General features: G+C 38.5%; 8 protein-coding genes. 2 read left to right on the top strand and 6 right to left on the bottom strand.

Features of this window, described 5'->3' with window-relative positions:
• Positions 1–47: 47 nt before the first annotated feature.
• From ACFO5T_RS02650 to ACFO5T_RS02640, 3 genes are all read right to left on the bottom strand, one after another.
• Entirely contained in the window at positions 48–3,953 is a 3,906-nt protein-coding gene (locus tag ACFO5T_RS02650; RefSeq protein ID WP_380031809.1) for a carboxypeptidase-like regulatory domain-containing protein, read from the bottom strand.
• Positions 3,943–6,996: a carboxypeptidase-like regulatory domain-containing protein gene (locus ACFO5T_RS02645; RefSeq protein WP_380031807.1), complete on the bottom strand. Its 3,054-nt coding sequence runs from the start codon at positions 6,994–6,996 to the stop codon at positions 3,943–3,945. Before ACFO5T_RS02645 ends, ACFO5T_RS02650 begins: the two co-directional genes overlap by 11 nt.
• A gap of 141 nt (positions 6,997–7,137) precedes the next feature.
• Entirely contained in the window at positions 7,138–9,591 is a 2,454-nt protein-coding gene (locus ACFO5T_RS02640; RefSeq protein ID WP_380031805.1) for a TonB-dependent receptor plug domain-containing protein, read from the bottom strand.
• Positions 9,592–9,802: 211 nt separating this feature from the next.
• On the opposite strand from ACFO5T_RS02640, the gene ACFO5T_RS02635 reads away from it, so the two are divergent.
• Both ACFO5T_RS02635 and ACFO5T_RS02630 read left to right on the top strand, forming a co-directional pair.
• Entirely contained in the window at positions 9,803–11,218 is a 1,416-nt protein-coding gene (locus tag ACFO5T_RS02635) for a Gfo/Idh/MocA family protein (RefSeq protein ID WP_380031803.1), read from the top strand.
• A gap of 43 nt (positions 11,219–11,261) precedes the next feature.
• Positions 11,262–11,942, top strand: a complete 681-nt coding sequence (locus ACFO5T_RS02630) for a hypothetical protein (protein WP_380031800.1) — start codon at positions 11,262–11,264, stop codon at positions 11,940–11,942.
• A gap of 51 nt (positions 11,943–11,993) precedes the next feature.
• On the opposite strand, the gene ACFO5T_RS02625 is transcribed toward ACFO5T_RS02630, so the two are convergent.
• The 3 genes from ACFO5T_RS02625 to ACFO5T_RS02615 all read right to left on the bottom strand — a co-directional run bounded on the left by ACFO5T_RS02625 (position 11,994) and on the right by ACFO5T_RS02615 (position 14,830).
• Positions 11,994–12,551: a hypothetical protein gene (locus tag ACFO5T_RS02625; protein ID WP_380031798.1), complete on the bottom strand. Its 558-nt coding sequence runs from the start codon at positions 12,549–12,551 to the stop codon at positions 11,994–11,996.
• Positions 12,552–12,597: 46 nt separating this feature from the next.
• The gene (locus tag ACFO5T_RS02620; protein ID WP_380031795.1) at positions 12,598–13,368 is read right to left on the bottom strand and encodes an enoyl-CoA hydratase/isomerase family protein; all 771 of its coding nucleotides are present in this window, start codon (positions 13,366–13,368) and stop codon (positions 12,598–12,600) included.
• A gap of 61 nt (positions 13,369–13,429) precedes the next feature.
• Positions 13,430–14,830 carry a sensor histidine kinase gene (locus ACFO5T_RS02615; RefSeq protein ID WP_380031793.1) on the bottom strand — a complete coding sequence of 467 codons (1,401 nt, stop codon included), beginning with the start codon at positions 14,828–14,830 and terminating at the stop codon, positions 13,430–13,432.
• Between the last annotated feature and the right edge of the window lie 47 nt (positions 14,831–14,877).

Genomic DNA, 14,877 nt, shown 5'->3' with positions numbered 1-14,877 from the left:
AAAGCCCTCTTTTGAGGGCTTTACAATTTAAAATTATGACTTAGGGTTTACATCGTCACTTTACCAAGTGTCACTTTATCCACCTGCTTAAATAGTTTTATAACACGTACCTCCTTTGTTTCTTTTGGAGTCCCATAATTGCGATATACAGTGTATTTTAAAAATGGAGGCAATACATAATCACCCTCATTGCCCAAATACTGTACATTAATTAACCACTCTCCAGCAGGAGCATCATCTATAATAAACTCCTCGGTCTGAAAACCTTCCTTTTGTTCGGCTTTAAGGCGGTCTCTGCTTTCTTCTAGCGTGTGTGTCCACTTAAAGAACTTCTTTTGTGGGTTTACAAACTGAAACTCAAAAGGAACCGACTTGTCAGACCAATCTATGGTCATACGCATATCTACCTTAAAATCTGTGCGTAGCCACTCATTAGGCAATCTACTATAGTCTATTTTATCTTTATGTAATGCAACTAGACGGCTCAACTCACTGCGCAGTGGCTTCTCTAAGCCGTTAAAGTTTACACCCATTATTTGCTCTCCCAGCATATTTATGTACAACTCAAGTGCCTTATCATACTGCTCATCATTTTGATAAGCCAGTGCTAGATCTCGATAAGACTGAGACTCACTAGGAGCAATTTTTGCAATGCGCTCGTTTACAAGCACGATATTTCCCGTATCATTTACTAGTTCATATAGATATGACAGTGTGCGTAGAGCCTTTGTATTATTACGTGCGATGTAGGCAAGGTCTGAGCGCACCTCATCTGCAAGTTTTGAGTCTATGGTTTGAAAATACTGTGCGGCATCTACATAATACTCCAGTGGCGACTCTTGGGTACGAGACAACTTCTTGTAAAGTGCAAATTGTTGTTGCGGGGTTCCGCTTTCGCGAAAGCGTAAAATATACGAAGGCAATGCGGTGTCTATACTACCAGTAACGTCACCCGTATACTCGTTACCAGAAACTAGAGCGCTCTGTTTATTTTTGGCAGCCTTTGCTTCAAAATTTGCTTCTTTGGTTTTTATAAGAAAAGCCCCTCCTGCTGCAAGCGACCCATAACGAGAGGTTGCGACCACAGATTTAAGTACAGAGATATTGTCTATCTGGTTTACATCCAAAAATGATGGAGGATCTTGATATGGAGTTCCATTTACAATCCATATAGGAGGTACTTCGTTTGTAATAGATTGTGAGCCGCCACGTATTTTATAAGTAGTTGCTTGGCCTGTGAGTAGACCACTGTTTACCGTCACGCCACTTACCTTACCCTTTATGAGCTGGTCTAGGCTGGTGTACCCAGCACTATAATTTCTTGTACTAATCTCTCCCGTGGCATAGCCTATTTTATCACCACTGGTTTTACCATAAGCTGTCTCTACCGTGTTATCTACGCGCTCTCGCCCTTCAAGCACGACCTCATCTAGGTCATTGCTTTTTGAAGTTAAGGTAATAGCACCCATATCTTGAGTTTCTATCAACACCTCTTTTGCAAACATAGCTGGTGCACTCACTACAAGGACATCATCTATAGCTGCGGTGATGGTAAAACGGCCATTTATATCTGTATATACCTCGTTAAAGGTGCCTTTTTTTGTGATTGCAGCTCCCTTTAATGGTTTTGCTCCTGAGGTTATTACTCCCGTCACTTGTACCGCAGTAACAGAGCGGTCTTCTACCTCTTCTGTATAATCATTACCGGTTACAAGGGCTGATTTAGGTTTCGGTTGTTGTCTTGCACCAAAAGAATTAAGAGTTGTAATAACTATAACACCATTTACAGCCTCAGGACCATACTTAATAGATGCGGAAAGCCCCGGAATTACTTCTATCATATCGATAGTATTTGGATCTAAGAAATTGAAAATTTCTTGATCTTTTATTGAACCGTCTACAACGACTGCATAAGGCTTAGCAAACCCTCCACTTCCTGTTCTAGTGTTTAGAATCACTTGATTAGGGTATAACCCGGTAACAAATGTACCTGGGGTCTTACCTCCAATTAATCTAACAACATCTATATACCCCTTGTTTTCAAATTCTTCTCTTAGTAATAAATGAGACGTATATCCTTTGCCTAACTGCAACGAATCTTTTAAAGCGTAAAGTTCATCTCTTTTAGAAACTTTAGTAGATAATACTACTTCATCTAGTGTATCACTCTTAGGTAACAACGCTACAGCATACTCCTTCTCATCTGTAACCGCAATCTCCTTTGTAAACATCCCTAGGCTTGAGATAATGAGGATATCTCCGTTTTTTGCTGCGAGATTAAAGGTTCCATCTGCCTTGGTGTAAGCAATTTCTAGTGAACCCTTACGTACAACCTCTGCTCCCTGTAATGGCCCTTTGGGACTTGTAACCACACCAGTAACTTGTGCCGGAGTAACAGAGCGGTCTTCTACCTCTTCTGTATAATCATTACCGGTTACAAGGGCTGTGTTTTTAATGGCATCTTTTCTATAACTCTTTGTAGTTACCAGTACTTGTAAGCCTCGGTCTCCTTCTCCACCATATTTAATATTTGTAGAAAGTGGGTTATCTTTTATAATTACAGAGAGAATCTCATTATCTGGAATATATAATGGTATAGGTTGTCCTTGTCTCACCATTACCCCATTTACAATCCAATTAGGTCTCTTACCAAAAATGGTGACTACCTCACCCTTTTCTGTATAGCTAACCTGTACACCTTTAAAATTCTTTCTTAATACACGTTCTAAACTTTGTCCATCTGGTGTGATGTCTTTATCTGTAATATAAAAATCTCCTAAGCTCGTTATGCCTCCTGGCATATTAGGCTCATTTGTACCTTCTATAATTTTATCACCTGCAAAAATTTTCTCACGCCTTGCAGTAAGCACCACCTCCTCTAGTTGATCACTGCTGGGTAGCATTTTTATATCATAATTATTTTGCTCTTGTACCGCTACTGCCTTAGGAAACATCCCTAGCGCTTGTACAAGTAGTATATCTCCAGCTGCTGCTTCTACTTGAAAAGCACCATTTGCATCTGTAGTATATTCTTTTAAATCTCCTTTTACAACAATGGTTGCTCCTTGTAATGGTCTCCCTAGGCTTTGTATCGTTCCAGATATTTTTTGAGTAAGTGACGTTATCTCACCAGAATATATGCGGTTTTTACGATTTACAGTTGGGGTTACATTCTCAACAACTGGTGCTTGAACAACTGCTTTTTTTACAGTACCAGAAGTATACTTAGCCAGTGCAGCGAGGTATTGCGGGCCTTCGGTAGTTTGTACTGTGGTAAATGGTACAACTGGAATATCTTGATCTGCATTAAGTTTACCATAGTTAGGCACTCCATTTGAGAGTAATAAAACGGCATCTGCACCTTCTAGACTGAGTATGCTATAATTAGACGGAGCATTATAGGTTTGCTGGGTTACGCTTTCGCGAAAGCGGTCCATATCTCCATCCCACTTTTTCCAAACCTCCGTTCTTATGATATCCTTATTAAACACCTCAAGGGTAACCTTAGGCTCATTAAGAGCTGCCAAATATTGTTTTACAAAGGCAAGTTCTTTATTGAGGTCGCGATCTTGCATACCCTCAGAGATATCCCAAAATATCTTGAGATGTGTGATTGCTGAGGTTTCTTGTGGTGAACCCTTTTCTAGAACAATAGCGCTAGATCTATTGAGCAAGGCTCTCACATCTGTCGCGTTTAAGTGTATGGTTTCAAAACCTGGTGCAGATACGATGAGCTGGTCTGTGTCTGACAGGGTCTCGTGGTATTTCTTATAAGAAAATGCTCCTTGAGCATTGCTCGTGACCCCCACGCCTTGATTTGTGATACCTATTTTTGCATTTTCAATAGGCGTTTTTGACTCCGCGGCGACCACGGTTCCTCTAAAAATGGTTTGTGCATTGAGCGATAAGCTTGCCAGCAATAGGCAGGCAATGATGTATACATTAGTTCTCATAGTTTGATGAATTGATGATGAAATTATCTATAGTTACTTTGCTAGTGATTTGTGCTAGCGGGATGATTTTTACTTTTTTCTTTTCTGTGTCTGTCGCATAATCCTCATAGCTGGTGTAGGTAAGGAAAGGTGTGGTCTTAGTAATCGCTGAGTCTGCCACGTAATTAAGGTTAATTATCCATTTGCCTTGTGATAGATCATCTAGCTCAAACTCTTTTACAAGAGTCCCCGTCCTGAGTTGTGAAGCCATTACTTCTTGATTTTTATACATTGTATGATCCCAAGTAAAAAATTTACCTTCTGGATTTACAAATTGTATTTCAAACTGAGCAGATGGATCTGACCACTCAAACACGAGACGTCTCTTTTTTGAAAAAGACACATCAAGAAGTGACTGTGGCAAATCTGCAAATGACACCTTAGACTTATGCTTTTTTACAAGTCTTCTTAGTTCATTTTCGGCTGTTTCTTGAATGCTTTCAAAGTTGACTCCATCAAGTTGATTTGCTAGAATAGTTTTATACTCTTCAAAAGCAGCTTGATAATCACCGTTACTATCATATGCTTGTGCAAGATCAAGATATGACTGCACATCACGAGGTGCTATGCTTTTTATATGCTTTACTACAGACACTACTTTATCATCTAGTCCTAACTCTTGAAGTGCAAAAGTAGCCGTACGCAATGCTTGTTTATTTTCTGGTGCAACAGCGATAATACTGGTAACAATACGCTCTGTAAACTGTGCGTCTTGATCTTTAAAGTAATTATAAGCATCCATATAAAATGAGATGCCAGGGTTAGTACGTCTTTTAAGGAGATTAAAATATACTTCTTTACTACCCTCTAGACTTGACCCTTGCTGTAATGCTTTATAGGTATTAGAAACTGCACGAGCGTTTTCATAAACTGGTACCTGCTCTGTATAGGTATTACCCGTTGCTAGTGCAGATGCCTTTTTCTTTGCAGCCTTTGTGGTTGTGTTACCTGTTTTTGTCTTAATCTCTATAACACCTCCAGCAGCGATACTACCATAAAGTGTTGTTGCAATAAGAGATGAATTTGTATTTATAGATTTTACATTTTGCATATCTAATTGTGGGAGCTCTGTAGCATCTGTTTGATTATAGATAACCCCATCTATAACTATAATAGGTGGTTGTGGTGTTTCGATGGAGTTATAAAATGTTCTCGGAAAGATGTAGACTTCCTTACGGGTAAAAACGTCTAGTCTTACCTCAACACCTGCCTCTCTTCGTAATACTTGTCCCAGTGTTGTATATTTTGCTGTGATTTCTTTCTCATCTATGAGGTTGTTTTTGTAGCCTACGGCATCTTCATTGCGTAAACCTTGCGTAGTTTGTACTAGCACCTTTTCTTGTTTCTTTGAAGTCAGAATCACCTCATCTAGCACATCATAGGTTGCAATCATTTTTACATTATTCCTGCCTCTTTCTCCTACTTTTATGGCCTGGTTTTCCATACCAGGGAATGAAATTTCTAATATATCTCCAGGATTTGCAGCTATGCGGTATGACCCATTTACGTCTGTCTCTGCGGTTCTAAAAGAGTTTTGCAATGTCACTTTTGCGCCCTGTAGTTTTATTTCTCCTTGTTTGCCTTGATAACTTACCCCACCCGAAGCAAAAGAAGTGGGTAACTCCTGAACAGGTCTGTCTTCTATAAAGTGCGTATACCTTTTTATTAGATCTTTCTTATCCTCTAGTGAGGCATCAAGAAAATCGCCATCTGTAAATAATGCAAGATCCTCAAGACTCTTTTTATTTGCATCATAGTTACTAGAAACAACAAATACAGGACAGGGAAAGCTAGGTGTTATTTTAGAAATCACTGTTTGCCCTTGAGTAACTAGAATGACAGCGGCATTTTCTTTTAACTCTGGCCTAGTGAGGTTTTCAAAGTTTGCAGATCCCACGTAGGTCGTGTTTTTAAGATATGATATTATAGGTGCAGCCTTCCCTTTATGCATATAAAAGGTTTTTGTCTCTTCATAACCTTGAGCAAATTTTACCACATCTACCTGAGCTTCTTTTGTCTTTTTGAGGAGATCACTCACTAGTGCTATCTCACTTTCAAGGTTTCTATTTTTATGCACTGTAGATGTATCCCAGTAGAGTGTAATCATACTTGGAATATCCCTTTTTTCTGGACCACTCCCTTTACGTGCTGGGTTTGAAACGTCAAGTCTAAACGCCATAGAGGTATTCTCTACCGGCTTAAAGTGATCTTGGCTTTTATAACGTATAAAAGAAGTACCCTTACTCATACTACCCGCTAGTGAGAAACCTATCTGTCTTCCATATACCTTTAAGAGTTCTATCCCCACAATGATATTACTGTGCACATAGATTCCATAATCTTCAAGAGGTATAGAGACTAGTCCTTGTTTTGTAGATATGGTATGTTTTATACTTTGTGATAAGAGATTTTGCCCCACAAGGCCGTAGTGGTTTACATCGTATACATTTACGCGCACAAGAAGACTATCTGCCCCATTTTCTAAAACCTTAAACTGGAGGTTGTGAAGTTTTGTGTTTTTACGACGTATTTTAATTTTAGTAGTAATCTCTCCTCCTAGCCCTTCTATATCTTTCCAGTACCCTATAATTCGGTCGTCATAATCTAGATCACCTACGGTACTTTTAGTTCGTTTTGTTTCTCCTACTATGACCTCATCTAGGCTATATTGTTTCGCTTTAAGCGAAATAAAAAAATCTTTTCCTACCTGCTTAAGCACATCATTTTTTGAAAATATTTGTGGCTCATAACCTATTACAGACACCTGAAATTTATCTGTAGCCAAAAGTAAACCTGGAGCAAAGCTGAGGCTAAAATTACCATCAACATCAGATACAGTTCCTATAGCTGCACCCACAAAACCTATGTTTGCAAACTCTACTGCCCTTTTGGTTTTATTATCTACAATTTTTCCCTTTACGGTAACGCGAGATCCATATTGCGCATAAGAAGTGCTTAAAAATGTAAGAACTAAGAAAATAAAGCAAATGTACTTTTTAATCATCTGTTTGGTTTTTAGATAATTAAAGATACTTAAATGTCGGCATTATAGGGTATAACCGATAAAGGCTTACTTTTTTTAAAGCAAGCCTTTTTTGAAAGATATATCTTACAATTTTAAGATATCGGTATATGTGATATAACCTTATAAGTTTATTCTACCCAGAGACACCTTGTCTTTTTGCTCAAATAGCTTTACAACCTTTACTTCTTTAGTCTCTTTTGAAGTTCCGTAGTTTCTATACACGGTGTACTTTAAGTAAGGAGGTATGGCAAAGGTGGCCTCTTCACCTAGGTACTGTACGTTTACAATCCACTCACCAGCTTTTGCGTCATCTATAACAAACTCCTCAAACTGGAATCCCATTTTACGCTCCTTAAGTAATCGCTCTTTATTATCAAATAAGGTGTGATCCCACGTGTAAAATTTCTTCTTAGGGTTTACAAACTGAAAAATAAATGGAGCATCTTGCTCAGACCAGTTTATGACTAACCTGATGTCCATTTCAAGATCATTAGTGAGCCACTCGTTAGGTAGCCTGTTAAATTCGATTTTATCTTTATGTAGTGCGACAAGGTGTCTCAACTCGTTACCTAGGGGTCCTTCTATTTCAGAAAAATCTACCCCTAGTATGCGCTCTCCTAGCATATTAATGTATAGTTCTAGCGCTTTATTATAATCACCGCTTAAGGTGTATGCTAGTGCCAGATCACGATATGATTGTGCCTCTCTAGGTGCTAGTGCTACGATGCGCTCACTTACTTGTGCATTACGTTTATAAGAGCCAGCGGCTTCATATAAGTAACTAAGTATGCGCAGTGCCTTTACATTTTCTCCAGCCACCTCTGCAAGTTGTAAACGTATAAGCTCTGCCTTTGCAGGTGCTATTTTTTGAAAATACTCTGCATTATCTGCATAAAAGGAAACCGAATTCTTAAAGTTTTTTGAAAGCGCTTGATACTTTTTATACTTTGCAGCTACGGTAGATTCCTTATCAAGTGCTGTAATATAAGGTGAAGTTTCAACCACCATATCTGCTAGTGTCTCACTGTAATCATTTCCTTTTACTAGGGCTTGGTCTACATTACCCTTACCTCTTACAGCATCAGGATTTGCAGCCTTTGTTTTTACTAGAAAAGCTCCTCCACTTGCTATGGTACCATAACGTACCGTTGCAATGGCAGATTTTAAAATTGTAATACTTTTAATATTTTGAGGATCTAGATAATACGGTACGCCAGAAAATGGTGCTCCGTCTATTACCCATAGAGGAGGTAGCTCATTATTAATAGACATATTACCACCACGTATTAAAAACTTCTCGCTTCCTGGAGGTCCAAGTACCTGTACCCCTGCAAAATTACCACGTATTGCATCACCTAGAAATGTTGCACTAGGTCTTATATTTTCTGCCGTAATTGTATTTACGGCATAACCTACAGATTCTTTTGTTTTTGCAACTCCGCTTCCTGCGTCTACTTTCTTTTCTTTAGACTTAGCATTACCAGTAAGTAACACCTCATCAAGCATATCTGCTTGTGGTATCATTTCCACCTGTATAACTGGATCTTTTGTGACCAACACATCTTTAGGATACATTCCTAAATATCTTATTTGAAGCACATCACCCTCTACGGCAGGTATATTAAAAGTCCCATCTGCTTTAGTAAGATACTCGTTAAGCGTACCTCTTAAAGAAACTGCTGCGCCTTGTATAGGTCCATTTGTACTAGACACAATTCCTTTTACTGTTGCTTGTGCTTTACTAAAATCTGCCTTCTTAAAAACACCACCTGCATTTATACGTGCTATGGCCTTATCTGGATTTGTAGAAAAAAGAGGAATGTAAGACCCATTATAAAATGAGGCATCTGCCATCATATTCTCGTGATTTGCAATGGCAACCGTATTTACGGTATATAAACGACTAGTGCGCGGTAACTCAATGTTCCCAAAACTTTGCTCTCCATCAGACACTACAATAGCAACATCAGTATTACTTCCATCTATAAGCGAGTAATCTGTCGCTCCAGTGTACTTAATATTTTTTATTATTTCGCTTAAAGCGAAAGTACCATCTGCTCCGGCTGTGATTTTTTTATCTAAAACAACCTTATCATTAAAAGCTACAAAACGAACGACTGGCGATGAAAGTGTTGCTAGGTAAGAATTAACAAAATCTATAGCCTTATTACTATTTTGGCTCTTTGCCGAAGCAGAAACGTCCCAAAAAACAGCTACATCCTTTGCTTCGTTAAGCGATTTTACATCTTTAGAAACACCAGGCTTTAAATAAATAGTACTCGTAATATTATATAAATTACGAAGATCATCACCAGAAATACTTACGGACTCATACCCTTTTGCAGAGATAACAAGTTCACTTTCTGGAGAAACGACTTGGTCGTATTTTCTGTATAGAAATCTACCATTTGTACCTGAGGTAACACCGGCACCTTGACCAGATACACCCACCTTTGCCACTATAGGCTTTTTTGATCCTTCTTCAAGAACCACTCCTCTAAAAACTGTTTGTGAATATGAATAAAAACTTAGTAGTGATACTAAAAGCGTAAAAATTAAGCGAAAATGATTCATTGTATATGATTAATTGATGAAGTGCAAATATGACTGTTAATAGTCTTTTATGTAACAATCACGTGCGTTAAAAAATAGTTAACAATTAATTCAAAAACACTATTAACCAATGTCATATGCTAATACATCATTTATAAATGAATCATTCAAGTAGTTTACACCTATTAAAATGATTTTAATATCTTTAGTGAGCTTATAAAACATAAACCCTATGAAACGTCGTTCTTTTCTTCAAAAATCTGCTGCAGCAAGTGCGGCTTTTACAATTGTCCCGAGCTTTGTCTTGGGTTGTAATAATCACGTTGCTCCATCAGACACGTTATACATAGGGGCCATAGGTGTAGGCGGTCGTGGTGGCGGTGTTGTAAACGAGCTTACCCAGTATGGTAAGGTAAAATTTGTTGCCCTATGTGATGTAGATGATAATCGCGGTGCAGCCAGTTATAAGATGCACCCTAAAGCAAAGACGTATAGAGATTTTAGAAAACTCTATGATAACCATATTAACGATATAGATGCCATAATGGTGGGTACTCCAGATCATACACACGCCACCATATCCATACCCTTTATGCGTGAAAATAAACACGCCTATGTAGAGAAGCCTCTTACTCATAATATTTATGAAGCTAGGCTTATGGCGCAAGTGGCAAAAGAGCAAGGCATTGTAACTCAAATGGGTAATCAAGGTGCCTCAAGCGATGGTATAAGAACCGCACAAGAATGGATAAACGCAGGGGTTATAGGTACCGTCTCTCGTGTAGATTGCTGGACAAACAGACCCGTGTGGCCACAAGGATTTAAGCATATTACAGAAGGGCAACCTATCCCAAAAAACCTAGATTGGGACTTATGGCTAGGCCCAGCTAGTTACAGACCTTATAATGAAAACTACCTTCCTTTTAAGTGGCGTGGTTTTTGGGATTTTGGTACAGGAGCAATGGGTGATATGGGTTGCCATATTATGGAAACTCCATTTAAAGCGCTAGAACTTGGTTTTCCTTATGAAGCAGAGGCAAGTTGTACCACCATTTGGTCTGGAGATTTTGTAGAGGCAGATTATCCAGAAGCCTGCCCTCCTAGTTCTATTGTAAGACTTAAATTTAAGTCACCTACGCAAGGTGATGTGGGTCTTAACTGGTATGATGGCGGTATTATGCCTGACCTACCAAGCGAACTAGGCGAAGGTGAAACACCAGGTAAAGACGGCGGCGGAAGCATCTTTTATGGTAGTGATGGTATTATGATAACAGACACCTATAGCGGCAACCCTCGCTTATTACCTAGCGAGCGTATGAAAGATATGGCGGCAGTGCCGCAAACTATAAAAAGAGTGACCACCGGTCACGCAGGTGAGTGGGTAGAAGCTTGTATAAATGGAGGCAGCACCTCATCACCATTTTCTTATGGCGGGCCACTTACCGAGGCTGTTTTAATGGGGAATCTTGCTATAAAAGCATACCAAAAGAAAGAATTTAAACCTGGCAAAAAGTCTGGGGACTGGGACCCATATAACTACCCTGGGCGTCGCACCATTAAGTGGGATGGAGATAATATGCGCGTGACTAACTATGAAGAGGCAAATGCTTGGGTAAAACGTGAGTATCGAAAAGGATGGGAGATTTAAAAGCAATAGTTACCTTTATCCTCCACACATATAAATTATTATAATGAAATATTTCATCATATTTCTCATTCTCTTCTCAATAAGTCTATCTGCCCAGGTAAGAAAATACACCGCGGCTACAGTATATCTAAGAGATGGTTCGGTTAAAAAAGGTGAATTAAAAATTGACAAGTTTGCAACAAAAATACTGTTTCAAGAAAATGAAACAGGTATTAAACATAAATACACAGCAAGAGAACTTGACTACGCAAAAGTGAATGATAAGGGAATAATAACAACAATTTCTTTCAAAATATTAAACGGTAAGGGTAAAGGTCCAAAAATAGTACAGCATATAACTGAAGGATCTGTATCTCTTTACAAGAAGTTAGACCAAGATCACGATTACTATAAACCAATCCCTCCGAAGAAAAGTTACAATTTTACAAACCCATTTGACCCCTTAAACAATTCTCAAATTTCATCAAGTCAAAATATTGAAATTTCAAGTGGTGCTATTGGTTTCTCTCTGCTATACGCATTAGCTATCAAGAATGAAAAAATATGGTTTTATGGCAAACAGAAATCTGACATCGTTGATATTCTTCCTAAAAAACGCAATGACATAATGCGCCTCTTTAATAATTGTCCACAAGCAATGAAAAAATTTAAGAATGTTGAGAATAAGGATTTTGACTTTGTCTACTTTCTAAACTATTATAATGTAGAATGTGCTAGTAACTAAAAGACTTTAGCAATAGGAGTAATTTGAAGTTGATGTCAATAATTAATATAATTATAAAGGAAACTCAACACCTATTGCGGCGGCTCCTGCATATTGCTCTACACTAGGTTGAAAAAAATACGAAAGTCTTATGTCTACCTTACCCTTCTTTCCTAATTCTACTCCTATTGAAAAAGGTACGTGATAAATAATACCAGATTTATCAATAGTTCCTAATCTATTTACTGTTTCAAAAGAACCTATAGAAGTTCCTATTCCTCCTTCTATATATGGAGCGAAATAAGGAATAGGGGCTCTTAATCTTAGCTTACCTCCCATTAAAAATGCTTTTGAAGTTGCTTTTTCATCAGTAGGATTATCATCTAAATCTAAACCATCAGAATTAGTAAGAATTACGCCCGCATAAGGACGTAATTCTAGCCAATTCTTAACCTTCATTATTAGCTCACCTTGAGCAAAAAATCCATCGTCTACAACGGAAGTTGTACTATTATAAGGAGTAGAAAGTCCAAATCCTATTTGAACTCCTAAAGATTGTTCTTTAATAAATTGAGCCGTTGCCGTGCTTAAAAAAAGCATACAAATACTGGTAATAAACAGTGATTTCATAAAGTGAAAAACAGATGGTTAAATTGCTTTTGCAATGTATAACTTTTTAAAACTCAGCCTTTCTTTTTTCAAGAAATGCCGTGGTTCCTTCGGTGAAGTCTTCTGTACCAAAACACCCGCCAAATTCTTCTATCTCTGTATCAAACCCATCTACACCATTTTCATAACCTGCATTTACAGCATTAATCGCTGCGGCAATTGCCATAGGTGAGTTACGCATAATCTTTCCGCCTAGTTTATTTGCTAGAGGCACTAATTCTTCTTGTGCAGTGATATGATTTATAAGTCCGTACTCAAGTGCCGTATTTGCATCTATCATTCCGGCAGTCATTATCATCTCCATCGCACGACCTTTACCTACTAGTTGTGGTAAGCGTTGTGTACCACCATAACCTGGTATCACACCTAGACTTACCTCTGGAAGCCCCATACGAGCATTATCACTAGCGATTCTAAAATGTGCTGCCATTGCCAGTTCTAGACCACCTCCCAGTGCAAAACCGTTTACGGCTGCTATGACTGGGGTACCCATTTCGGCAACGTAGTCAAAGAGTAATTCTTGTCCCTTTCTTGCAAGCTCTGCACCTTGCGCTTCAGAGAAGTTTGCAAATTCAGAAATGTCTGCTCCTGCTACAAATGCCTTCTCTCCAGATCCGGTAATGATCACAACGCGTACGCCTGTATCTTCTTCCGCTTTCGCGAAAGCGGTATGAAGCTCCTCTATAGTCTCTTTGTTAAGAGCGTTAAGTTTTGAAGGTCTGTTTATCGTGATAGTCGTAATGCTATCTGAAGTTTCTGAAAGTATGTTATTGTACATAGCTATATGTTAGTTTATAAAAGTCTTTTTTATACGCCAAAAATGCGACGCTTACACTTATTTATTTTGGGAAGATGACTCTAAAAACTGTGCCTTCTCCCTCTTGTGTTGTAAAGGTAATTGTTCCTTTATAGGTCTCCACAATATTTTTTACCATTGCGAGGCCGAGTCCCATACCACTTGTTTTGGTTGTGAATTTTGGCTCAAAAATCATAGGTAAATTATCTTCAGAAATGCCGGTCCCGTTATCTGTTACAGTTATTTCTACTTGTGTATCTAGGTCGTTTACCTCAACTAAGATTTTTGGATCTTCTGTGGTCATTGTGGCTTGCACCGCATTTTTTACCAAGTTTGTCACCACTCTAATAAGTTGTGTACGGTCAAAATTTGCAAAAATCTCCTCTTTCGCAGAAGCGAAATCTATATAACGCTCATTAAAAATATCTACAGAGAGCTTTACGATATTAGGCACATTAAGAATTTCGCTTTGCTGTGCTGGCATATCTGCAAAGTTTGAGAAGGCACTTGCTATGCTGCTCATAGTATCTATTTGCTGTATGAGGGTACTGCTATATTCTTTTATCTTCTGGTTAACTTCGGGGTCTTCTGGGTCAAACCTACGCTCAAAGCTCTGTACCGTGAGTCGCATAGGCGTGAGTGGATTTTTGATTTCGTGAGCTACTTGCTTTGCCATCTCTCTCCAGGCGGCCTCACGCTCGTTTTGCGCGAGTTTTGCAGCACTGCCCTCAAGTTGATCTATCATCCCGTTATAAGCGTTTACAAGGGTTGTGAGCTCAGAGGGAAGCTCTGTAGTATCAATTTTCTCGTTGCGCTTATCTAGTTGGGTTTCTTTTATGTTATCCTCTACTGTTTTAAGTGTTTTTGTAATGTATCTGGCCAGAAAATAAGCGAGTAAAATTGCGGTCAATACCATAAGGATATTTACCACCACCAGACGCCACAATATCTCTCTGAGTTCTTTATTAATAAAAGCCTCACTATCTTCATACTGTATCTCAAGTATGGCGAGTGGTCTATATTTAGGGTCATTTATATAGCTGTAAGAGAGTTGTTGAGACACCTCACCATCCAGCTGATTTACATATCGTTTTTCTTCAGATTTTTCTAAGTTTTCTAAAGTCTCAAGACATAATTTCATTTGCGCGGGACTATCAAATAATTGATCTGTAGACGAGATAAGAGGCTCCCCATCTAGATCATACATTGTGAGATTCTCACCCTGTATGCTAGCAATCTCATATATTTTTTCCTTAAAGATATACGGAATTCTATCTGTCTTGAGCTCCCAGCTGGTATTATCTAATACAAAGTCTATGGTTTTCTTTATGGAAGACTCTTTACGTTCTAATCGTTCCTCATTATAGTCTCTTATTTGCTCTTTGTATTGAAAGTAAGTGACAGCGGCAATCATCAAGAAGGCAATCAATACCAATGCAAGCATTGAGGTAAAGATTTTTGTGCCGAGGGATGTACGATTAAAAGTGAGCA

The organism is Dokdonia genika, from assembly GCF_042652845.1.
GTDB classification, from domain to species: Bacteria; Bacteroidota; Bacteroidia; order Flavobacteriales; family Flavobacteriaceae; genus Dokdonia; species Dokdonia donghaensis.
Note: the sequence above shows the minus strand (reverse complement) of the source record. Positions and strands in the feature narration are given on the sequence as shown.